The sequence below is a fragment of the Streptosporangium sp. 'caverna' genome, assembly GCF_003203775.1.
Taxonomy (GTDB): Bacteria; Actinomycetota; Actinomycetes; order Streptosporangiales; family Streptosporangiaceae; genus Streptosporangium; species Streptosporangium subroseum.
This window is the reverse complement of sequence record NZ_CP029711.1, coordinates 10,811,821-10,833,661: the sequence shown is the minus strand read 5'-3', so window position 1 is coordinate 10,833,661 and position 21,841 is coordinate 10,811,821. Positions and strand designations below refer to the sequence as shown.

Genomic DNA, 21,841 nt, shown 5'->3' with positions numbered 1-21,841 from the left:
GTTCCAGCGATCACCGAGTGGAGGCGGCCGGCGAAGGACTACGCCCTTGGAAGAGCGTTATATCGCCCCAGGTCCACCTGCCGAGAGAAGCACAATGCCTGGACGGGCAAACAGGACATCAACCCTATTGGTAGTTTCTGATCATGTCCGACGCCGACTTCACCCCCCTTCGCGTCACCTACCGGGCGCCCGAGCTCGGCCGCACTCGAATCCAGGACTGGGCGAGAGCGAACGGCTACCTGGTCAGTGAGCGTGGCGGGATAGCACCAGAAATTACCGAGGCCTTCTTCGCCGCCAATCCCGAGATCCTCGAGCAGGCGAGAACGTTCGAGATGATCCGCGCCACCGCGAGAACCCCCGGCGCATCGCCGGAGGATTACGCATGGCAGGGGGAGGATGACAGCCCAATCGGGGACATCTACACGATCGTTTTCGTTCGTGGGCTCCACGAGCACGAGGTGCTGCGCCGGCTCGGCGCCGCGGACGAGGACATCCGGCCGATCGAAGACGGGGACTTCTCCTATCCGGAAGGGCCCCAGGTCATCACCGTGAGGCGAATCGGGGACTGGACCGTCGCGATCGAGGACTGCGGCTGGAGCGGCGCGCAATGGGAGGTTGTGAGCGCCTTGTCACGCAACGGCGGAGAGGCCGTGGCGGTGCAGCGGCATGACTACGCCCAGCACCACGTCACCTATGCCATCGACGGCCACCTCATCACCGACATCAACCCGGGGTTTCCCATCGACAGACAGGGCGCGGATCCCGACCGGCTCAATCGTCACCTCCGTGAGCTGGGCATCGATCCGGCCGCCGACGACTCCATCGACAACCCCATCCCGGCGGCCCTGGCACTCGCCACCCGCATCACCGGCGTCATGATCACTCCGCAACACCTTCACCGCCCCATCCTCGGCGCCGCCATACCCGGTGGCTATTCCTGACCTGCCACGGCGTCGAAACGGGCCGGAAGCGGTGGTGATGCAGCGATGCCCCCACCTCGCCACAGAGCCCCTCCGGACCATGTGCTCTTCGCGAGCAAACACGGGACCGAGCTGGACCCGGCCAACGTCCGCCGGGCCTTCCGGGTGATCCTCAAGAGGACCGACCTCAACGAGGACGAGTGGACGCCTCGGCAGATGCGACGCAGCTTCGTCTCGCTGCTCTCCGACCCCGGCATGACACTGGAGAACATCCCCCGCTGGTCGGCCGCAGGGGCACGGCGGTGAAGGAGAAGATCTACCGCAAGCTCCGCCCGGTGCTACTGGAAGGCGCCGAGGCGATGGATCAGATCTTCCCGCGGGCTTGAACGCTGTTCATGACCGCGTCTCGGCCTCCGCGTTGGGCTTGTCTTCGGCTCGTGGCACGCCGGCGATCAGGACGAGCGCAGCAATGGCACCGTAGAGCGGGAGCACGAACCCAGGCCCCTGCGAGCCCTCAGGGCAGTAGGGGGAGAAGAACGCAATGGTCGATAGGGCGTAGTAAGCGGCTGTCGCGAGCGCTCCGCCCACTCCTATCCAGGCCAGGAGTCGGCGCCTCTGGGGCAGTGATCGCCATGCGGCCACGGCCAGCGCTGTCAAAGCAGGGGGAAGAAGAGCGGCCATCGCGCCGAAGCCCAGACCGAGCACATCACGACCGGTGTATCCGTCTTCGGTGTTCAGATAAGCGCAGATGTAGATCTCTGTATCTACCGGTAACGAAGCCCAGTTAGGAAGGGTGGACAGAAGGATGGCACCCATCCAGCACAACAGTGCGCGGTGCTTCATCGCCTAATCCCCCAGGGCCCCACAACCGCTCATCCTCCGAGCGGACCTCGGGACGGGGAGGCTCGGTGCCGCGGCCGTAGCTCGTGGCCTTCGGACGAGATACGACCTTAGTCACCTGGAAGATCAAAAAGGCCACTTCCCTTAGTGGGAAATGGCCTCTGAGCTGTGTGGGGCTACCAGGACTTGAACCTGGGACCTCTTCCTTATCAGGGAAGCGCTCTAACCGTCTGAGCTATAGCCCCTCGACACACAATGAACGGTGCCGCACTCGCTTGGCGAGGACGAATCCGTTCACTCGAACAGGGAAAAGCTTACCCTGTTCTGACGCCCGCTCGCGCCATGTCCCCGGCTCTCAAACCGGGGACATGGCGGCAGGTTGCCTACTCGGCCTCGCTGAAAGTGACCTCCACGCCGCCGACCAGGTCGGAGGCGATGTTGTAGATCACCGCACCAAGGGTCGACATGGCGGTGATCAGCACCACGTTCACCGCACCGATCAGGGCGGTGTAGCCAAGGATGCGGACCGGCTCGAACCAGGAGGCGACGTCCACACCGCTGGTGGACTTGCCGTCGGCCGTCGTCAGCTGGTTGACCGTCTGGATGATGTTCTCGAACACCCCAAGCCCAGACAGAACCATGTAAAGAACCGCGACCGCGATGAACAGCACCACAAAGCAGACCAGCGAGACCACGAAGCTGAACTTCATGGCCGACCACGGCTCGATGCGGCGCAGCACCAGGTGTGCCTTGCGCGGCGGCCGAGGAGCCGAGTCCGAAGTCGCCTTCTTGTCCGCCCCCTCCGGAGGAGGCTTGGGAGACGAAAGCCCCCCTGGCGACCAGGGAGTACGGCTCGGCTCCGCCGGGCGGATCCGCACCGTGGACTCGCCCTGCTTTTTGTTGTCCTCGATCGCCGTCACGCTCTGCCTGCCCTTGGGCTCGTCGGTTACCGAATCATCGGTCCCCGGCGTGGGCGCACTACCGTCGGCCGGTGACTCGACCACCTCGACGACGTTCGTTTCAGCGGTCTTGTCCATCTTCTCCGTCACCTGGTCGCGTGTCGATGACGAGGCCGGACGTGGACCGGAATTGGACTGAGCATTCACGGGCTACTCCCCTTCCCCGTTTTCCTCAGTTTCCAAAGTCTCTGCTTCCAAAGCCTCGGCATTTCGGGCGAGAGCCACGACGCTGTCCCCCTCCGCGAGATTCATCAGACGCACCCCCATGGTCTGGCGGCCGGACTGCTTGATCTCTCCTGCACTGGTCCGGATAACCCCGCCGGCGGACGTGATCGCAAAGACCTCGTCCTCGGGCCTGACCATGGCCGCGCCAACCAGCTTGCCACGAGCGCTGACGATCTTGGCCGTCAGGACGCCCTTTCCGCCTCGTCCCTGCAAAGGATATTGCTCAGCGGGGGTGCGCTTGGCATAGCCGCCCTCGGTCGCGATCAGCACATGGTCGCCGTCTGCCATCCGGTTCATGGCCAGCAGCTCGTCTCCGTCGAGGAAACGCATGCCGATCACACCGCTGGTCGCCCGGCCCATCGGCCGCAGCGCCTCGTCGGAGGCCGTGAAGCGAATGGACTGAGCTCCGCGAGAGACCAGGAGGAGGTCGTCCTCCTCCGATACCAGCCTGGCGGCGATCACCTCGTCATCTTCGCGCAAGTTGATGGCGATTAGGCCACCCGTGCGCGGCGAGTCGTATTCGGAAAGGCGAGTTTTCTTCACCAGACCGCTTCGGGTGGCCAGCACGAGGTAGGGAGCGACCTCGTAGTCGCGAAGGTCCAGGACCTCCATGACGATCTCGTCCGGCTGCATGGCCAGCAGGTTCGCCAGGTGCTGACCACGGGCGTCCCGGCCGGAGTCGGGCAGCTCGTAGGCCTTGACCCGGTAGACCCGGCCCTTGTTCGTGAAGAACAGCAGCCAGTGGTGGGTCGTCGTGACGAAGAAGTGGTCGACGATGTCGTCCTGGCGCAGCTGCGCCCCGCGCACGCCCTTGCCGCCGCGCTTCTGCGCCCGGTAGAGGTCGGTGTTGGTGCGCTTGGCGTAGCCACCGCGGGTGATCGTGACGACCATGTCCTCTTCGGCGAGGAGATCCTCGATGGACATGTCGCCCTCGTAGGCGATGATCTCCGTCTGACGCTCGTCACCGAACTTCGCCACGATCTCGGAAAGCTCGTCGAAGACGATCGTCCGCTGCCGCTCGGGCGAGGCCAGGATGTCCTGGTAGTCGATGATGTGCGCCATCAGCGCGTCATACTCGTCGGTGATCTGCTGGCGCTCCAGGGCCGCCAGCTTGCGCAGCTGCATGTCGAGGATGGCCTGCGCCTGGATCTCGTCGATCTCCAGCAGCGTCATCAGGCCGCCCTGGGCCGCGGACGCCGATGGCGACCGCCGGATCAGGGCGATGACCTCGTCCATCCGGTCGAGTGCCCGCAGCAGCGCACGCAGGATGTGCGCCCGCTCCTCGGCCTTGCGCAGCAGATACTGCGTCCGGCGGACCACGACCTCGATCTGGTGCGAGACGTAGTGGCGGACGAACTGGTCGAGCCGGAGCGTCCTCGGGACGCCGTCGACCAGGGCCAGCATGTTGGCGCCGAAGGTGGTCTGCAGCTGGGTGTGCTTGTAGAGGTTGTTCAGCACGACCTTGGCGACCGCGTCGCGCTTGAGCACGATCACCAGACGCTGGCCCACCCGGGAGGAGCTCTCGTCACGGACGTCGGCGATGCCGGTGATCCGGCCGTCCTTCACGGACTCGGCGATCGTCAGCGCGAGGTTGTCCGGGTTGACCTGGTAGGGCAGCTTGGTGATCACCAGGCACTGGCGACCCTTGGCGTCCTCCTCGACCTCCACGATCGCCCGCATGGTGATCGAACCGCGGCCGGTCCGGTAGGCGTCGTCGATGCCCCGGCGGCCGACGATCAGCGCGCCGGTGGGGAAGTCGGGCCCCTTGACCCTGGCGATCAGCGCTTCGAGGAGCTCCTCGTCGGTGGCCTCGGGGTTCTGCAGGCACCACTTGACCCCCTCGGACACCTCCCGCAGGTTGTGCGGCGGGATGCTGGTGGCCATGCCGACCGCGATGCCGGCGGATCCGTTGACCAGCAGGTTCGGGAACCTCGCCGGCAGGACCACGGGCTCCTGGGAGCGCCCGTCGTAGTTGGGAACGAGATCGACGGTGTCCTTGTCGATGTCGCGCAGCATCTCCATGGCGATCGGCGCGAGCTTGCACTCGGTGTATCGCATCGCCGCCGGCGGGTCGTTGCCCGGCGAGCCGAAGTTGCCCTGCCCGTCGACCAGCGGGTAGCGCAGCGACCAGGGCTGGGCCATTCGCACGACGGTGCCGTAGATGGAGGAGTCACCGTGCGGGTGGTAGGAGCCCATGACGTCGCCGACGACGCGGGAGCACTTGAAATAACCGCGGTCAGGCCGGTAGCCGCCGTCGTACATGGCGTACAGGACCCGGCGGTGGACCGGCTTGAAACCGTCCCGGACGTCCGGCAGGGCACGCGAGACGATGACCGACATCGCGTAGTCCATGTAGCTGCGCTGCATCTCGGACTGGATGTCCACCGGTTCGACGCGATCGATCGGAGGTCCAGGCGGAGTGTTCACTTCCGTCACAGGTCAAAATCCTTTTCTGGTACGGCTACCGCTACACGTCGAGGAATCGGACGTCCCGGGCGTTCCTGATGATGAAGGAGCGGCGGGCTTCGACGTCCTCACCCATGAGCACGCTGAACAGCTCGTCGGCCTGAGCGGCGTCATCAAGGGTGACCTGCAGGAGCAGGCGGGTGTCGGGGTTCATGGTGGTCTCCCAGAGCTGGGAGGCGTTCATCTCGCCCAGACCCTTGAAGCGCTGCACGTTGTCACGGGGCCGGGGGTCGGGCTTGCCCGACTCGATGCCGGCCTGGATGACCGCGTCACGCTCCCGGTCGGAGTAGGCGTAGGAGGCGTCGTCGCCTCTCCGGTCCCACTTGATCTTGTAGAGCGGCGGCTGCGAGAGGTAGACGTGCCCGGCCTCGATCAACGGCCTCATGAAGCGGAACAGCAGGGTCAGCAGCAGGGTCGTGATGTGCTGGCCGTCGACGTCGGCGTCGGCCATCAGGATGAGCTTGTGATACCGCAGCTTGGCGATGTCGAACTCGTCGTGCACACCGGTGCCCATGGCGGTGATCAGCGCCTGGACCTCGTTGTTCTGGAGGACCCTGTCGATCCGCGCCTTCTCGACGTTGAGGATCTTGCCGCGGATCGGGAGGATCGCCTGGAACTTGGAGTCGCGGCCGCCCTTGGCCGAGCCACCCGCCGAGTCACCCTCGACGATGTACAGCTCGCACTTCTCCGGGTCGCTCCACTGGCAGTCGGCGAGCTTGCCGGGCAGGCCCGACCCGGACTCCAGCAGCGACTTGCGCCGGGTCAGGTCGCGGGCCTGGCGGGCCGCGAGGCGGGCGCGGGAGGCCTGCAGGGACTTGCTGATGATGTCCTTGGCCTCGCCCGGGTTGCGCTCGAACCAGTCGCGAAGATGGTCGTTGCAGGCCTTCTGGACGAACGACTTGGCCTCGGTGTTGCCCAGCTTGGTCTTGGTCTGGCCCTCGAACTGCGGGTCGGCCAGCTTCACCGAGATGATCGCGGTGAGACCCTCGCGGATGTCCTCACCGGCCAGGTTGTCGTCCTTGCCCTCCTTGAGGAACTTCTGCTCGCGCGCGTAGCGGTTGACGATCGACGTCAACGCCGCGCGGAAGCCCTCCTCGTGGGTGCCGCCCTCGGCGGTGTTGATCGTGTTGGCGAAGGTGTAGACCGACTCGCTGTAGGAGTTGTTCCACTGCATGGCGATCTCGACCGCGATGCCCTCGCCGTTCTCCTCGAAGTCGATCACCGAGAGGTGAGCGGGCTCCTTCTTGGCGTTGAGGTGCTTGACGAAGTCGGAGAGGCCGCCTTCATAGCGGTAGGTGATCTCTTTGGGCTCGCCGTTGATGAAATCGGGCCGCTCGTCCTTGATGGAGATCGTCAGGCCCTTGTTGAGGAAGGCCATCTCCTGGAAGCGGCGCGTGAGCGTCTCGAAGTGCCACGTCGTGGTCTCGAAGATGGTCTCGTCGGCCCAGAAGGTGATGGAGGTGCCGGTCTCGTCGGTCTTCTCCCCCTTGGCCAGGGGTGCGACCGGCCGGGTGTCGGCATAGTTCTGCCGCCAGTAGTGACCCTCGGTGCGGATCTCCACGTCGAGTCTCTTGGACAGGGCGTTGACCACCGAGACGCCGACGCCGTGCAGACCGCCGGAGACCGCGTAGGACTTGTCGTCGAACTTTCCACCCGCGTGCAGCACGGTCAGGACGACCTCGACGGCCGGCCGGTTCTCGCCGGGGACGATGCCTACGGGAATGCCTCGGCCGTTGTCCACAACTCGCACACCGTTGTCTGCGAGCAGCGTGATCTCGATCCTGTCGGCGTGTCCTGCCAGGGCCTCGTCGACGGAGTTGTCCACAACCTCGTAGACGAGGTGGTGGAGACCACGCTCTCCGGTCGAACCGATGTACATGCCTGGGCGCTTACGGACCGCCTCAAGCCCTTCGAGAACGGTGATTGAGCTAGCGTCGTAGGACAAGTGCGAAATCCTCCTGCCGCGGACACGCGGCGCGGGAACACATGGCCCCGCCGTGCCCGTCACCGTCATGAATGCCCCGATGCGCTCACCCAGGGATCGGCGCACACGCCGGGGTGACACGCAAACGGACGTGTCCGGAATTCAATTTCATTCTAGCGGCTCGGAACACATCGTGTGGCATTGACGGCCTCTAGAAGCCTCTGTCGCGCGACGATCATCATCTCAAACATCCCCCTACGGGGACGGGGGTCGCCGCGCCAGAGGGGCCGCTGATCCGTTTCTGCGTGATCGATCAGCCGTATGTGTCGCCCGGGCCGCGACTTCCGGTGACCCTCAGACCACCGCTGGGACGGGGGCCGTTCTGGGGGCCGCGCACCTTCACGCGCTGTACCGTTCCGTCCCCAAGCTCCTCATTCAACCTTCTGACCAGCGTCCTGGCGAGCAATCTCACCTGGGTCGCCCAGGCCGTGGAGTCGGCGACCACAAGAACCTCGCCGTCGGCGAAGGTCTCCGGCGTGGTGTGGGCCGCCATGTCGGGGCCGACGATCTCGTGCCAGCGGCCGAACACCCCGCCCACCGCGGCGGGCTGCTCCCAGCCGCGGTCGGCCAGAAGGTCCGCGATGGCCCGGCCGAAAAGCTGGGGATCCCCCGAGTCCCTGCGCGGTCCGTACGCCTTGCGCCGGGGCTCGCGGCGGGGCAGCTGACCCCGTTTGGCCGCGTCCGATTTGGCCTGGGCCAGTTTCTCCCTGGCCATCGCCGCGCCCTTGGCCGCCGCACTCTTGGCCGATCCCGATCCCGATCCCGATCCTGTCCCGGACCCGGATCCCTGCTCCGGGTCCGGGACGGGGGCCTTGGCCGATCCCGGCTCGGAGCTCCTGACCAGTTCCAGTTTCGGACCCTGGGCCGATCCGGGCGCCGGGCTCCGGGTCGATCCCGCTTCGGACCCCCGGGAAGATCCCCGCTCCGGGCCCTGAGCCGAGCCGGGCTTGGAGCCCTGGGCCGATCCGGGCACCGGGCTCCTGACCAACCTGAGCTCGGACGGTGTCTTATCGGACACGGGTCACGCCGCCTTCCGCCACGTCGAACCGGGATCCGGCCAGCTCGGCCGGCACGTCATCGGGGACCGCCGCGGTGATCAGCACCTGCTCGGCGGGGGCGACCATCTCGGCCAACCGGCGCCGGCGCCGGTTGTCCAGCTCGGCGAAGACGTCGTCGAGGATCAGCACCGGGTCGCCGCCGTCGGCCTTCAGGAGGTCGTAGGCGGCAAGCCGGAGCGCCAGCGCGAACGACCACGACTCGCCGTGGCTGGCGTAGCCGCGCGCGGGCAGGTCTCCCAGGCCGAGGAACAGATCGTCGCGGTGCGGGCCGACCAGGGTGATGCCGCGTTCGAGCTCGGAGCTCCGGACCTCCAGCAGGGCGGCCCGCATCCGCTCCTCCAGAGCGGCACGGTCGGCGCCGCCGGCGTCACCGGAACCGTCGGGGCCGCCCGTCCCCAGGCCTGTGGACAACGTGCCGCGATACTCCAGGTCGGCGGGGGCCGAGTCGGGTGCGAGGGACGCGTAGGAGGCCGCGACCAGCGGCCGCAGGACCTCCACCAGCTCCAGCCTGGCCGCGAGCAGCTCCGCGCCGTGCCTGGCCAGGTGGGCGTCCCAGACCTCAAGGGTGCTCAACGGGTCTCCCGCCCCGGCCGCGGCGAACGCCGCGTCGCTCTCGGCCCTTCGCCCGCTCCGGCTACCCCTCCGCGCCTGCGCGGCCGTGCGCAGCAGGGCCCCGCGCTGCTTGAGCACCCGGTCGTAGTCGGCGCGAACCCCCGCGAACCGGGGAGTCCTGGCCACCAGGAGATCGTCCAGGAACCGGCGTCGCTCCGAGGGGTCGCCCTTGACCATGGACAGGTCCTCGGGAGCGAACAGGACCGTGCGCAGCAGGCCGATGACGTCGCGCGGGCGGGCCACGGGCGAGCGGTTCAGCCTGGCCCGGTTGGCCTTCCCCGGGTTGAGCTCCAGCTCGATCAGCGCCCGCCGGTCCTCGCGCATCACCACCGACCGGATGATCGCCCGCGCCGCGCCCTGCCGCACCAGCGGGCCGTCGTTGGCGACCCGGTGGCTGGACTGTGTCGCCACGTAGCCCAGGGCCTCGACCAGGTTGGTCTTGCCCTGCCCGTTGGGCCCGACGAAGGCGGTGACCCCCGGCTCCAGACCGAGGTCAACGGATTCGTAGGAACGGAAGTCGGTCAGGGAGAGGCTGGCGACATGCACCTCAGGAAGATTAGTCGGCCACGCCCGTCACTGGGGCCTCGCCACGTTTGTACGGCTTGCCCCTGTGGAAAAGGTATGGGCGCAAGCCGTACGAACGTGGGATTACTTCTGGGCCTCCACGGGCGGGACGACATCGGCGCCGGGGGAGTCGGCGCCCTTGGCCACCGAGCCCTCCTTGGAGGTGACGGCGTGCCCGCCGAACTGGTTGCGCAGGGCCGCGACGACCTTCATGGCCGGCGAGTCGTCCTGGCGGGAGGCGAACCTGGCGTACAGCGCGGCGGTGATGACCGGCAGCGGGACCGCGTGGTCCACGGCCGCCTGCACCGTCCAGCGGCCCTCGCCCGAGTCCTGCGCGTATCCCTCGAGCTCTTCTAGGGCCGGGTCCTCGTCGAGCGCGCGGACCAGCAGGTCGAGCAGCCAGGAGCGGATGACCGTGCCGGTCCGCCAGCTCTTGAAGGCGCCGGGCACGTCGGTCACGATGTCGGAGGCCTCAAGCAGCTCCCAGCCCTCGGCGAAGGACTGCATCATGCCGTACTCGATGCCGTTGTGGACCATCTTGGCGAAGTGACCCGCGCCGATCTCGCCGGCGTGGACAAAACCGTCCTGCTCGGGCTTGAGGGTGTCGAAGACCGGCATCATCCGGTCGACGTTCTCCTTCGAGCCACCGACCATCAGGGCGTAGCCGTTCTGCAGGCCCCAGACGCCTCCGCTCACGCCGCAGTCGACGAAGCCGATCTGCTTGGTCCCGAGGTAGGCGCCGTGCCTCTGGTCGTCCACGTAGTGCGAGTTGCCGCCGTCGACGAGGATGTCGCCGGGCGACATCAGGTTGCCGAGCTCCTCGATCGTCGCGTGGGTCGGCGGACCCGAGGGCACCATGACCCACACCGCGCGCGGCTCCTGAAGACGCTCCATGAGCTCCTTCAGGCTTGAGACGTCACTGACCGCGGGATCGCGGTCGTAACCGACGACGTCGTGGCCACCGCGGCGCAGGCGCTCTGCCATTTTGCCGCCCATTTTGCCCAGTCCAACCATGCCGATCTGCATACGAGCACCCCCTTCAGGGTTCCATCATCCACCTACGTCAGGCGTGCCCGCGCGAGCCGTACCAGCTCGGCGTTTCCGTCAACCGGATCGCCCACAGGGCTGTGGAGGACATCCTCCAGGCCGATGCGCGTGGCCAGACCCAACTGCCCCGCCTCGTCCACAAGTATCCAGGTCGGGGCTCCCTCTCCGTGGAGGAGCCTCGGGCCGGGAACGCCCAGGTGGTCGAGGCGGGCGAGCACCGCGTGTGCCCGGGACACGGACGTGTCCGCGGAGCCGCCGATGATCTCGACGAGCACCCGCAGGCACTCCAGCCCGGTCGCGGCGAGCGCGTCGGCGTCGTCCACAGACCAGACACCGGCCTCCACACCCACTCCGAGCCGCCGCAGATCCTGCCACAGGTCGGAGAAGCCCTCTTCGGCGAGGTTCACCGACGCGAAATCCGGCCGGTCCTGCGGCTCCAGCGCGGCCCAGCCCCGTACGGCCTCGCGCCGCGCCTCGACGTCTCCGCCGGATATCCACAGGCCCGTGCTGACCCCGACGGGAAACCCGGGACACGCCTGCCGCACCGCGCGGACGGCCGCGCCGATGTGGACGGCGCTGAGCGACTCCCTGCCCGTCGCGTCGCGCGGATGCATGTGCACGGCGTCCGCACCCGCCTCACGGGCCTCACGGGCCGCTTCAGCGAGCTCCAGGGGTGTCACAGGGAGGGCAGGGTGGTCGCCGGGCCTCCTGTTTCCGTTGAGACAGGCTTTGATCATGGTCATCCCCTGGCTCCCATGCCTCGCCTCCGCGTCCCGGTCCGGCTCGCCGCCCAGCGTGCCGAATCAGCTGGAGAGGCGGATGGGCATGATCAGGTAGCGGTAGTCGGGAACCCCGCCGTCGTCCACAGGCTTGCCACCGGTGAGGATGGCGGGCTTGGTGGACGTGGTCATCTGCAGGCGCGCCACGTCGGAGTCGATCGCGCCGAGCCCCTCCAGCAGGAACTGGTGGTTGAAGGCGATGTTGATGTCGTCGCCCTCGAAGTCGACCGCGAGCACCTCGACCGCCTGGGCCTCGTCGCCGCTGCCCGCCTCCAGGACGACCTCGTCGCCGCGGAAGGCCAGCCGGACGGGGGTGTTGCGCTCGGCGACCAGGGCCACGCGCTTGACGGCCTCGACGAAGACGCTCGTCGGCAGGTCGGCGCGGGCGGAGAACTCGGTCGGCAGCAGCGAGCGGTATTTGGGGAACTCGGGGTCGAGCAGCCGGGTGGTGGTGCGGCGGCCGGCGCTGGAGAAACCGATCATGCCTTCGCCGGTGCCGCCGACCGAGCTCATCGCGATCTCGATCTCGGCGCCGGTGTTGCCCAGGGCCTTGGCCGTGTCGGCGAGGGTCCTGCCGGGGATCATGGCGATCGCGGAGAAGTCGGGCTGGTCCGGCTGCCACTTCAGCTCTCGTACGGCGAGGCGGTAGCGGTCGGTCGCCGCCAGGGTGACCGTGTCGCCCTCGATCTCCACGCGCACACCGGTGAGCATCGGCAGGGTGTCGTCCTTACCGGCGGCCACGGCGACCTGGCCGACGGCCGAGGCGAACACGTCGCTGCCGATCCGTCCCGCGGCCGGGGGCATGGCCGGCAGGGACGGGTAGTCCTCCACAGGCATGGTGAGAAGGGTGAACCGTGCGCTGCCGCAGGTGACGACGGCCTTCGCGCCCTCCACAACGAATTCCACCGGTTGTGCGGGCAGCGCCCTGGTGATCTCGGCGAGCAGCCTGCCGGAGACGAGCACGACGCCTGCCTCGCCCGTCTGCAGTTCGAGGGTCACCTCGGCGGAGACCTCGTAGTCGAAGCCGGAGAGCTTGAGCTGCCCGTCTTCGGTGACTTCGAGACGCATGCCGGCCAGCACCGGCACGGAGGGGCGCGCAGGCAGACTGCGCGCCGTCCATGCGACCGCCTCAGCGAGCACGTCTCGGTCGACCCGGAACATCACGTGGATCTGCCTCCTGTGTATCGAGCGCCGTTCGCTCGGTGCCTGGGGTTCAAGTGTTCACTGTCCCGCACCTGCGCTCTCCCGGAACCCTCTTATGGCTCTTGGGTTTCCTATTGAGAGATACAAGTGGTCATCGCATTAGGGGCGGTGGATACTGTGGAAAGCCGTTGTTTCCGCAGCTCAGACCCTGTTTTTTCATCCACCGGGCCTGTGGGTGAACGGTGTGGAGAACTCTTGGGCCTGGGGAGAACCGAGTTGTACACACAGGCCATCCCCAGATCTTGGGTCCTCTGTCCACCGGTTATCCACGAGGTTTCCCCAGGTTGTCCACCGGGTAAGAGGTCGTTTTGTCCCTGGGGAAAACTCTCTTCACAGGGTCCCCACAGGTTATCCACGAGTTGTCCCCAAGTTGTCCCCAAGTTCTCCCCAGAGTTATCCCCACGTCCCGAACGGGGTTCGGGACGGTGACCTCCTGGATGATCATGGCTGGGCGCTCCGATGGCGCTCTTTTGCCACGGCCGTGCCAATGATCCACAAGGTTTTCCACAGCCTGTGCATCACGCGAGGGAAATCCTCATCCATTGCGCGACTGCTGCTTGATCCTGGTGGTGAGTTCGTTGACCTGGTTGTAGATCGAGCGACGCTCTGCCATCAGGGAGCGGATCTTGCGGTCGGCGTGCATGACCGTGGTGTGGTCGCGGCCGCCGAACTGCTGGCCGATCTTCGGCAGCGACATGTCGGTGAGTTCCCTGCACAGATACATCGCGATCTGGCGGGCGGTGACCAGGACGCGCGAGCGTGACCCGCCGCACAGATCGTCGATCGACAGCCCGAAGTAGGCCGCGGTGGAGGCCATGATCGTGGCGACGGTGATCTCGGAGCCGGCGTCCTCGGTGATCAGGTCCTTGAGCACGACCTCGGCGAGCTGCAGGTCCACCGACTGCCGATTGAGGCTGGCGAACGCGGTCACCCGGATCAGGGCGCCCTCGAGCTCACGGATGTTGGTGGAGATGCGGCTGGCGATGTATTCGAGCACCTCGGGCGGGGCGGCCAGGCCCTCCTGGATCGCCTTCTTGCGCAGGATCGCGATACGCGTCTCCAGCTCGGGCGGCTGGACGTCGGTGATCAGGCCCCACTCGAACCGGTTGCGGAGCCGGTCTTCCAGCGTGACCAGCTGCTTGGGCGCCCGGTCGCTGGAGATGACGATCTGCTTGTTGGCGTTGTGCAGCGTGTTGAAGGTGTGGAAGAACTCCTCCTGCGTCTGCTCCTTGCCCTCCAGGAACTGGATGTCGTCCACAAGCAGGATGTCCACCGCCCGGTAGCGGCTGCGGAAGCCGTCCGCCTTGTGGTCGCGGATGGAGTTGATGAAGTCGTTGGTGAACTCCTCCGAGCTCACGTATCTCACCCGCGCGCCGTCGTAGAGGCTCTGCGCGTAGTGGCCGATCGCGTGCAGCAGGTGGGTCTTGCCCAGGCCCGAGTCACCGTAGATGAACAGCGGGTTGTACGCCTTGGCCGGCGCCTCGGCCACCGCGACCGCCGCCGCGTGGGCGAACCGGTTGCTGGAGCCGATAACAAAGGTGTCAAAGGTGTACTTCGGGTTCAGCCGGGCGGGCTCTCCCTGCGTACGGCTGCCGCGGCTGTCCCACCTGTTCTGCACGTGGCTGGGGCCCGGGTTCTGCGCGCCGCGGTCGAAGGTGTCCGGCTCGGGACGCGGAGGAGAGGGCTGCGGGGTGTAGCCGCCGCGGCCGTACCCGGAGTTCGGCTCCCCCTGCGGTGGCTGTGGGGAGGGCTCCGCGGGGAGGTAGGGCTGAGGGGGCTCCTCCACGTGCTGGTACGGGTAGGAGAACGGCTGGCCCTGTGGTTGATGCTGTGGATATTCGGTGGACGGAGGAGCGGCGGGCCCGGGGGTCGGATAGGGGTGCTGCAGGCCAGAACCGTTGTGGTGCTGGGGAGTTACCGACTGTGTATAACTCTGCTGCGGTCCGTTGCCCTGTGTATAACCCGTCTGCGGTGCCTGGGGATAAGGCTCCTGGCGAGGGGCGAGCCCGGGCTCCGAACCGGCCGCGGCGGGGTCCACCATGACCGCGACCCGCATCGGGCGGCCGAACTCCTTGGAGAGTGCGTGGCTGATAAGCGGACGAAGCTTATTTTCCAGGACATCTCTGGCGAAATCGGTGGGGGCGGCCAGGACCACGGTGTCGTTCATGAGGCCGAAGGGCCGGGTCATACTGAGCCAGACACGCTGCTGGGAGGGGACGCTCTCGTTGAGGGAGTTCTCCAACGCCCGTGCCCATACCGCGCTGAGATCCATTCCATCCATGGTCCGGCTCTCCTCCTCCCGACGCGGTCCCGCCTGAGTTCACCGCGATCTGTTTATCCACACCGATGGCCGCCGGGCGTGCCGGATTCCGCTGTTGTCCACATGCCGGCGTCCCCGTGGCCCCGCCGGGGGCACTGTTCGAAATCCACATCGAATCCACAAGGTGTGCACAGTCTGATACCTGCGGCCCTGGCGCATTCTCGCAGTAGAGAGAAGGTCTGGAAGGGACGACAGTAGCCCTGTCCCCAGCTGTGGACAAGACGTTGTCCACAGCCTAGTGGCAGCACGAGGGACACTGCGTGCACATCCTGTGGATGGCGAGGCGTCGGTGGAAAAGTAGCCTGTGGAAAGGTGGATAACCTATATAGGCGTGCTCTCCGGTTTGACCTGGGACACGCGTGACCCCTAACGTACGAAGGTCGGCTTGCCACGCGACGGCTATTTCGCATGCCCCGCTTCCGGTAAGCCAGCCACTGTCGAGCGTCCCCATGTGCTGGGGATGCGCTTAAGCCTGGAGCCCACTCGTGACCAAGCGTACTTTCCAGCCGAACAACCGCCGTCGCGCGAAGACTCACGGCTTCCGTCTCCGCATGCGCACTCGCGCCGGTCGTGCCATTCTGGCCGCCCGTCGGCGCAAGGGCCGCGTCGAGCTGTCCGCCTGACGCATCCGTTGCGCCCGGTTCGCCGGGCCAAGGCAGCCACGCACCGTTGCCCGCCGGCCGTGATGTCGGCGGGCGACAGTCGTGTCTGCCCAGGGTCAAATCAAGGTCTCTCGTGTTGCCGTCCGTGTCCCGCATGCGCCGGGGCGACGAGTTCGCCAACGCGGTCAGAAAGGGAAGCCGAGCAGGCCGCCCCACACTGGTCGCGCACCTCAGCATGCGTCCGAATGCGGATGAACCCCCATTGATCGGATTCGTGGTGAGCCGCGCCGTGGGAGGCGCTGTTATACGAAATCGAGTTAAACGTCAGTTGAGACACCTCATGCGAGACCGTCTCGACAGGCTTCCGAGAGGTAGCCTGCTGGTTGTACGCGCCAATCCACCGGCCGCGTCCGCGCGGAGCGAGCGCCTTGCCGCCGAGCTTGACGCCGCGTTGGATCGTTTACTCAGGCGGCGAGAGTCTCCCAAGACTCGCATGGATGGGCGATGATGACGGCGCAGCAGACCGCCGGGATTTCTCCGGCTGCCAGGGTCCTGATGGCTCCTGTCCGGTTCTACCGGGCCTACGTGAGTCCTCTGCTGGGTCCCCGTTGCCGTTTCCATCCTTCGTGTAGTGCTTACGGTCTTGAGGCGTTGACCGTCCATGGTGCGCTGCGCGGCACATGGTTGACGATCCGGAGAATCGGGCGTTGCCACCCATTCCATCCCGGAGGTTTTGACCCGGTGCCCCCACGCCCGGGCCGGTCCGACGAAACGCAAGGGAGCTAGCTCGGTGGAGCTGTCCTGGCTGAACTGGCTATATACAGCAGTCGCCCAAGTCATCATCTGGATTCATCAGGGCTACAGCAGCGTCCTCAGCCCGGACAGCGGGCTGACGTGGGCGCTGACCATCGTCACGCTGACGGTTCTGATGCGGCTGCTGATCTTCCCCCTCTTCCTCAAGCAGATGCGCTCGTCGAAGAAGATGCAGGAGCTGGGCCCACAGGTCGCAGAGATCCGCAAGCGATACAAGAACGACAAGCAGCGCATGAACCAGGAGGTCATGGCGCTGTACCAGGGGCAGGGAGCCAACCCGCTCGGTGGCTGTCTGCCGGTCGTGGCCCAGTTCCCGATCTTCATCTCGATGTTCACCGTGCTCAACGCCATGGCGCACGGTCAGCTCAAGTTCGGCATGACGCAGCAGTTCGTCGACAGTGCCAGGCATGCGCACATCTTCGGCGCCCCGCTGCCGGCGACCTTCTGGAGCACCGGCCCGGAGATCGAGGCGTTCGGCGCGAACCCGATCCAGACGAAGATCGTGCTCGCGTTCTTCGTGGCGATCAGCTCGCTGACCACGTTCCTCACCGTCCGGCAGAGCGTGGGCCGCTCGATAGCGCAGATGCCGGACAACCCGATGGCGAAGCAGCAGAAGCTGCTGATGTACGTCTCGCCGCTGTTCGCGTTCTTCTCGCTGAACTTCCCCCTCGGCCTGATCCTTTACTGGGTCACCACCAACCTGTGGACCCTGAGTCAGCAACACTGGTTCTACAGCCGCAACCCCTCCCCCGTGGTCGACGCCAAGGGAAACGTGACGACTCCTGAGCCCAAGCCGAGCCTGCTGAGCAAGGTCAGGAAGCCGCCGCCGGAGCCCCCGGCGCCGCCCGTGGAACCGGAGCCCAAGCCGATCCGCCAGCAGCCGACCCGCCAGCCCCGCAGTAAGCGGACCGGTAGCAAGAAGTCCTGACGACCCATCCCGACAGCACGAAGGAGTGGCCGGACGTGACCGAGGCCGAGGCCGAAAAGGAGACCGTGAAGGCGGCTCCGGATCTCGCTGCGCTGGAGCAGGAAGGCGAGATCGCGGCGGACTACGTCGAGGGTCTGCTCGACATCGCCGATATCGACGGTGACATCGACATGGATGTCGAGGGTGACCGCGCCGTGGTGTCGGTTGTGGATATCAAGGGCGGCGACCTCGTAGGCTCCAACGGCGAGGTGCTGGAAGCGATCCAGGAGCTGACCCGCCTCGCGGTACACCGGCAGACGGGCGAGCGGTCCCGTCTCATGTTGGACATCGGTGGCTTTCGTGAGCGTCGCAGGGCCGAACTGAGCGAGCTCGGACGTAAGATCGCCGAAGACGTCAAGCGCAACGGCGAGCCCAAGTCTCTGCAGCCGATGACTCCGTTCGAGCGCAAAGTCGTGCACGACGCCGTCGCGGCGGCGGGCCTGCGCAGCGAATCCGAAGGCGAGGAGCCCCGTCGTTTCGTGGTGGTCCTGCCCGCATAGCGGCACACCGGGCACAAATCGGCCGTCGTCCCTGGTTTTCCAGGGACGACGGCCTTTTTCGTGCCCTGCTTTGTGTGTCGCTGTGGGGCAGCCCGTTAGCCTTAGACCGGCCTGACCCAGACAGTTTTTCCAAGGAAGAGTGAGGTCGAGTGACCGACCAGATGCCCGAGCCGCCCGAAGTTGCGCGAGAGGTGTTCACCGGGGCCGCATGGTCCCGGGCGGAGGCCTTCGCGGAGCTACTGGCCGGCCCAGGAGTGGTGCGCGGATTGCTCGGGCCGCGTGAGGTGCCGCGAATCTGGGACCGCCATTTGCTTAACTGCGCGGTGGTTTCCGAGATCGTCCCCGCGGACGTGCGGCTGGTGGACATCGGCTCGGGTGCGGGGCTGCCGGGCATCGTCCTGGCGATCGTACGACCGGACATCACCGTCACCCTCCTGGAGCCGCTCCTGCGCCGGACGGTGTTCCTCCAGGAGTGCGTGGATACGCTGAAACTCGGCAATGTCGAGGTGCTGCGAGGCCGGGCCGAGGAGTTCGCGGGCAAGCTCGACTTCGACGTGGCCTCGGCCCGAGCGGTGGCTCCGCTCGGGCGGTTGCTGAAGTGGTCGCTGCCGTTGCTGCGAGAGGGCGGCGAGCTACTTGCGATGAAGGGGGAGCGGGCGGCGGAGGAATTGGCGGACGCAGAGGCGCAATTGAGGTCGAGTGGGGTGGAAACGGCTGAGCTTGTATCGGTCGGGCACGGTAAGGTCGAGCCGCCTGCAACTCTCATCCGGGTGGTCGCCGGTCGGGCTCCTGAGGGAGCACGCCAGCCCTCTCGCCGGAAAGATCGCGCCTCGCGAGCGAAGCAAGCACGAGGCCAGTAGATAAACCGAGCAAAGCGAGTACAAGGCCAGTGAATGACCGTGTAAGTGCGATCGTCAGCGCGGCGTGTGGCCTCGGCTGGCCCGAGAATCCCGCCGTTCTGACATATGGCCGCCCTTCCGGTCTGGGCTGGCCGGTACCGGCTCCCGCCGCAGTCAGGCCGGTTGAAAGGACGATCGTGACCCAGACCCCCCTTAATCCCGGCGACTCGCCGCTGGTACGAGAGGCACTCAGCTCAGTGGTTTCACGTGAAACATCGCCCCAGAAGACCGCGGCTGCCTCCGGAGGCTCCGCTGGGACCCGCGATGGAGACTGGCCGCGGCCGCCCAAGACTCGCATATTCACCGTCGCCAACCAGAAGGGCGGCGTGGGCAAGACCACGACGTCGGTGAACCTGGCGGCGGCGCTGTCGATGCACGGCCAGCGAGTGCTCGTGGTCGATCTCGACCCACAGGGCAATGCCTCGACGGCGCTGTCCATCGAGCACCGTGGCGATGTGCCCGACATGTACAAGGTTCTTGTGGAGGACGTGTCCCTGGAGGAGGTCGTGAAGGAGGTCCCGGACATGCCGGGCCTCTACTGCGCCCCCGCCACGATCGACCTGGCCGGCGCGGAGATCGAGCTGGTGTCCATGGTCGCGCGGGAAGCTCGTCTTCAGCGCGCGCTGGCCGCGTACACGGCGATTGATTTCGACTATGTCTTCATCGACTGCCCGCCCTCGCTCGGCCTGCTTACGGTCAACGCGTTGATGGCCGCGAACGAGTTGCTGGTCCCCATCCAGTGCGAGTACTACGCGCTGGAAGGTCTCGGCCAGTTGCTCAGGAACGTGGACCTGGTTCGCGCCCATTTGAACCCCTCGCTTGATCTGTCCACCATCCTGATGACGATGTATGACGGACGGACCCGGCTGGCCTCCCAGGTCGCCGAAGAGGTCCGGTCCCACTTCGGCGACACGGTGTTGAGCACGCTGATCCCTCGGAGCGTCCGCGTCTCGGAGGCCCCGAGCTACGGTCAGTCGGTCATGACCTATGACCCTGGCTCCAGCGGCGCGATGGCCTATATGGACGCCGCCCGTGAGATGGCGTATCGCGGCGCGGCCGTGTGAGCGTTGAAAGGTCCGCGGCCGTCATCGTCGCGGAAACGACTGGGCGGAAATCCTTGAGCCGGAGGAGCGGCAGTGAGTAAGCAGCCGAGAGGTATGGGCGGCAGGGGTCTGGCGGCACTCATCCCGACGAGTCCGCCCGTGGTACGGAGCGCGGCGCCGTCGGCGACCGCGACGATGGTCGCGGAGGAGTCCGCTCCGCAGCACCATCAGCCGGGCCTGAAGCCGGTGGATGGCGCGTACTTCCTCGAGATCCCGATCGAGAGGATCGAGCCGAATCCGCGCCAGCCCAGAGACATCTTCGACGAAGAGGCCCTGAAAGATCTCGCGACGTCGATCAGTGAGGTCGGCCTGCTCCAGCCCATCGTGGTCCGTGCGACCGGCGAGGAGACTTACGAGCTGGTCATGGGAGAGCGCCGCTGGCGAGCCTGCAAGCTCGCCGGCCTCTCCGAGATCCCCGCGATCGTACGGAGCACGCAGGAGGACAAGCTCCTTCTCGACGCGTTGATCGAGAACCTCCAGCGCGAACAGCTCAACGCACTGGAGGAGGCCGCGGCCTACCGGCAGCTGCTGGACGACTTCGGCGCCACCCACGAGCAGCTCGCCACCAGGGTCGGCCGTTCCCGCTCCCACGTGACGAACACCCTGCGGCTCCTCAATCTCCCTTCCAAGGTGCAGCTCAGTGTCTCGGCCGGCACGATCAGCGCCGGACACGCCCGGGCTCTGCTCACGCTGGCCGATCCCAGAGCTCAGGAGCACCTCGCCCATAGGATCGTGGCCGAGCTGCTGTCGGTCCGTGCGGTCGAGGAGATCGTCGCCGTGGGCGACGCCAAGGCCGCGCCCGAACCCACCATGCGCGCTCCGAGGGCGAAGCCGGCCGAAGAGCCGGCCCTCCGGCACCTCGCCGACCGTCTCTCCGATCGTTTCGAGACCCGGGTGAAGGTGGACTTCGGCCGTCGCAAGGGGCGCATCGTGGTGGAGTTCGCCACCATCGATGATCTGGAGCGCATCATCAGCACGATGGCCCCGGGATCCATGCAGCTGGTGGAGGAATAGCTTTCTCTGCCTGAGCGGCCCCTGTGTTTCACGTGAAACACAGGGGCCGCTTCTCGTTTCCGTCACATAGGTTCCGTCACATAGGTGACGTTCTTCCGACGCCGCGCTTGAGCCGGCCATGGAGGCGCCCGCCGTGATGATCTGCCATGTGCTCCGTGGATCTAGATCGCTGTCGTCTCGTCCACCCAGTCGCGACGGCACCCGCAACGGTGATCACCCCGTACTCCGTGAGATCGAGATCGCCGTGGTCTCGTCCGCCCAGTCGCGACGGCGCCCGCAATGGTGATCCACCTTTTGCTCCGCGGGATCGAGATCGCCGTGGTCCCACCTGCCCGGTCGCGGTGGCGCCTGCATCTGCCGACTTGCGGAGCCGTTTTCTCTACAGGCCCGGCTACGGTCAGAGGATCTCCATGGGCCACGCCGCGTTCAGCCCCCGCATTGACCGTCTTTCAAGGGCCGCTTTCTCCTCAGACCTGGTTCTACAGATACAGAGAACCCTCGATGTCCCCGCTGGAGATGCGAGACAAGCTGGGCGCAGGACCGGCTCTACGGATGCGGGAATCCCCGTGGAGGCATGCCGTGTCGAGGCTCGTCCCGGCGAGACCCTCGGGAGCTACCGCCTCCGACAGAGTCGGCACTCTCTGGACACAGGGATGTTCTATGGGGTGCCATCGTGCTGACGCCCGCATGACGGGCCGGAGGCTCTCTCTACTCGGATTCTTCCTCTGACGGAGCCGACGCTCTGCTGGGAGCAGAGATCTCTACGGGTCACGTCTTGCTGCCGCCCGCATGACGGGGCCGGAGGCTCTCTCTACCGGGCTCTTCCTCTAACAGAGCCGACAACTCTGCTGGAAGCAGAGACCTCTATGGGGCGCGTCGTGCCGACGCCCGCATGACGGGGCCGGAGGCTCTCTTCTACCCGAGTTTTTCTCTGATGAAGCCGAGGCTCTGCTGGGAGCAGAGATC

The 21,841-nt window shown here is 66.5% G+C and carries 20 protein-coding genes and 1 tRNA gene; 10 read left to right on the top strand and 11 right to left on the bottom strand.

What is annotated here, in order from left to right; translation table 11 throughout:
* Positions 1–143 precede the first annotated feature (143 nt).
* Together DKM19_RS46820 and DKM19_RS46815 are read left to right on the top strand one after the other, a co-directional pair.
* Positions 144–941 carry a DUF6461 domain-containing protein gene (locus DKM19_RS46820; RefSeq protein ID WP_110705023.1) on the top strand — a complete coding sequence of 266 codons (798 nt, stop codon included), beginning with the start codon at positions 144–146 and terminating at the stop codon, positions 939–941.
* Between the two features lie 45 nt (positions 942–986).
* On the top strand, positions 987–1,226 hold the full coding sequence (locus tag DKM19_RS46815) for a phage integrase family protein (protein WP_162642296.1): 240 nt from the start codon (positions 987–989) through the stop codon (positions 1,224–1,226).
* Positions 1,227–1,313: 87 nt separating this feature from the next.
* On the opposite strand, the gene DKM19_RS46810 is transcribed toward DKM19_RS46815, so the two are convergent.
* From DKM19_RS46810 to dnaA, 11 genes are all read right to left on the bottom strand, one after another.
* Positions 1,314–1,763, bottom strand: a complete 450-nt coding sequence (locus DKM19_RS46810; protein ID WP_110705022.1) for a hypothetical protein — start codon at positions 1,761–1,763, stop codon at positions 1,314–1,316.
* 168 nt (positions 1,764–1,931) lie between these two features.
* Positions 1,932–2,005, bottom strand: a tRNA-Ile gene (locus DKM19_RS46805).
* A 138-nt stretch (positions 2,006–2,143) separates the two neighbouring features.
* A complete protein-coding gene (locus tag DKM19_RS46800; protein WP_110706482.1) occupies positions 2,144–2,797 on the bottom strand; it encodes a DUF3566 domain-containing protein in 654 nt (217 codons plus the stop codon).
* A 72-nt stretch (positions 2,798–2,869) separates the two neighbouring features.
* Positions 2,870–5,380: a DNA gyrase subunit A gene (gyrA, locus tag DKM19_RS46795; protein ID WP_110705021.1), complete on the bottom strand. Its 2,511-nt coding sequence runs from the start codon at positions 5,378–5,380 to the stop codon at positions 2,870–2,872.
* Between the two features lie 31 nt (positions 5,381–5,411).
* Complete coding sequence (gene gyrB / locus DKM19_RS46790; RefSeq protein WP_110705020.1) at positions 5,412–7,355, bottom strand: DNA topoisomerase (ATP-hydrolyzing) subunit B; 1,944 nt, start codon at positions 7,353–7,355, stop codon at positions 5,412–5,414.
* 292 nt (positions 7,356–7,647) lie between these two features.
* A complete protein-coding gene (locus tag DKM19_RS52385) occupies positions 7,648–8,412 on the bottom strand; it encodes a DciA family protein (RefSeq protein ID WP_239513971.1) in 765 nt (254 codons plus the stop codon).
* A complete protein-coding gene (recF, locus tag DKM19_RS46780) occupies positions 8,402–9,610 on the bottom strand; it encodes a DNA replication/repair protein RecF (RefSeq protein WP_110705019.1) in 1,209 nt (402 codons plus the stop codon). The genes DKM19_RS52385 and recF overlap by 11 nt, the downstream gene beginning before the upstream one ends.
* 102 nt (positions 9,611–9,712) lie before the next feature.
* Positions 9,713–10,654: a phosphogluconate dehydrogenase (NAD(+)-dependent, decarboxylating) gene (gnd, locus tag DKM19_RS46775; protein WP_089212789.1), complete on the bottom strand. Its 942-nt coding sequence runs from the start codon at positions 10,652–10,654 to the stop codon at positions 9,713–9,715.
* A 32-nt stretch (positions 10,655–10,686) separates the two neighbouring features.
* Positions 10,687–11,418, bottom strand: a complete 732-nt coding sequence (locus DKM19_RS46770; protein ID WP_110705018.1) for a 3-keto-5-aminohexanoate cleavage protein — start codon at positions 11,416–11,418, stop codon at positions 10,687–10,689.
* A gap of 60 nt (positions 11,419–11,478) precedes the next feature.
* Complete coding sequence (gene dnaN, locus DKM19_RS46765) at positions 11,479–12,618, bottom strand: DNA polymerase III subunit beta (protein ID WP_110705017.1); 1,140 nt, start codon at positions 12,616–12,618, stop codon at positions 11,479–11,481.
* Positions 12,619–13,192: 574 nt separating this feature from the next.
* Positions 13,193–14,938, bottom strand: coding sequence for a chromosomal replication initiator protein DnaA (gene dnaA / locus DKM19_RS46760; RefSeq protein ID WP_110705016.1), 1,746 nt, complete (start codon positions 14,936–14,938; stop codon positions 13,193–13,195).
* A 524-nt stretch (positions 14,939–15,462) separates the two neighbouring features.
* On the opposite strand from dnaA, the gene rpmH reads away from it, so the two are divergent.
* The 8 genes from rpmH to DKM19_RS46720 all read left to right on the top strand — a co-directional run bounded on the left by rpmH (position 15,463) and on the right by DKM19_RS46720 (position 20,875).
* Entirely contained in the window at positions 15,463–15,600 is a 138-nt protein-coding gene (rpmH, locus tag DKM19_RS46755) for a 50S ribosomal protein L34 (RefSeq protein WP_089212786.1), read from the top strand.
* Positions 15,548–16,087, top strand: a complete 540-nt coding sequence (gene rnpA / locus DKM19_RS46750) for a ribonuclease P protein component (RefSeq protein WP_369987516.1) — start codon at positions 15,548–15,550, stop codon at positions 16,085–16,087. The genes rpmH and rnpA overlap by 53 nt, the downstream gene beginning before the upstream one ends.
* Positions 16,087–16,365 carry a membrane protein insertion efficiency factor YidD gene (gene yidD, locus DKM19_RS46745; RefSeq protein ID WP_089212801.1) on the top strand — a complete coding sequence of 93 codons (279 nt, stop codon included), beginning with the start codon at positions 16,087–16,089 and terminating at the stop codon, positions 16,363–16,365. Before rnpA ends, yidD begins: the two co-directional genes overlap by 1 nt.
* A gap of 4 nt (positions 16,366–16,369) precedes the next feature.
* Complete coding sequence (gene yidC, locus DKM19_RS46740) at positions 16,370–17,320, top strand: membrane protein insertase YidC (protein WP_110705014.1); 951 nt, start codon at positions 16,370–16,372, stop codon at positions 17,318–17,320.
* Positions 17,321–17,355: 35 nt separating this feature from the next.
* On the top strand, positions 17,356–17,859 hold the full coding sequence (locus tag DKM19_RS46735; RefSeq protein WP_089212783.1) for a R3H domain-containing nucleic acid-binding protein: 504 nt from the start codon (positions 17,356–17,358) through the stop codon (positions 17,857–17,859).
* Between the two features lie 161 nt (positions 17,860–18,020).
* Complete coding sequence (rsmG, locus tag DKM19_RS46730) at positions 18,021–18,719, top strand: 16S rRNA (guanine(527)-N(7))-methyltransferase RsmG (protein ID WP_110706481.1); 699 nt, start codon at positions 18,021–18,023, stop codon at positions 18,717–18,719.
* A gap of 176 nt (positions 18,720–18,895) precedes the next feature.
* Positions 18,896–19,822 carry a ParA family protein gene (locus tag DKM19_RS46725; RefSeq protein ID WP_089212782.1) on the top strand — a complete coding sequence of 309 codons (927 nt, stop codon included), beginning with the start codon at positions 18,896–18,898 and terminating at the stop codon, positions 19,820–19,822.
* Positions 19,823–19,894: 72 nt separating this feature from the next.
* Entirely contained in the window at positions 19,895–20,875 is a 981-nt protein-coding gene (locus tag DKM19_RS46720; protein ID WP_110705013.1) for a ParB/RepB/Spo0J family partition protein, read from the top strand.
* Positions 20,876–21,841 lie beyond the last annotated feature (966 nt).